The sequence below is a fragment of the Cohnella sp. GbtcB17 genome (assembly GCF_019091135.1).
Taxonomy (GTDB): Bacteria; Bacillota; Bacilli; order Paenibacillales; family Paenibacillaceae; genus Cohnella.
Map to the genome: position 1 here is coordinate 1 of NZ_JAGXJW010000380.1, position 247 is coordinate 247.

At 65.6% G+C, this 247-nt stretch carries 1 pseudogene; it reads left to right on the forward strand.

Annotated elements, in window-relative coordinates:
- Positions 1 to 247, forward strand: a pseudogene (locus tag KVT38_RS33975) (NADH-dependent alcohol dehydrogenase); the annotation flags it as partial.

Here is a 247-nt window from a genome sequence, read left to right on the forward strand (position 1 = left end):
CCGCTTCAATCCCGCTTCGCGGATTCCGTCCTGCTGACGGTCATCGAGAACGGCGAGAAGGCGCTCGCCAACGGCGAAGATTACGAGGCGCGCGCGATCCTGCTGCTGGCCGGTACTTATGCGCTGAACGGCACGCTGCCTAACGGCGTCGTCACCGACTGGGCGGCCCACGGCATCGAGCACGAGGTCAGCGCCATCTACCACATCGCGCACGGGGCCGGGCTCGCGATCATTTTCCCGAACTGGA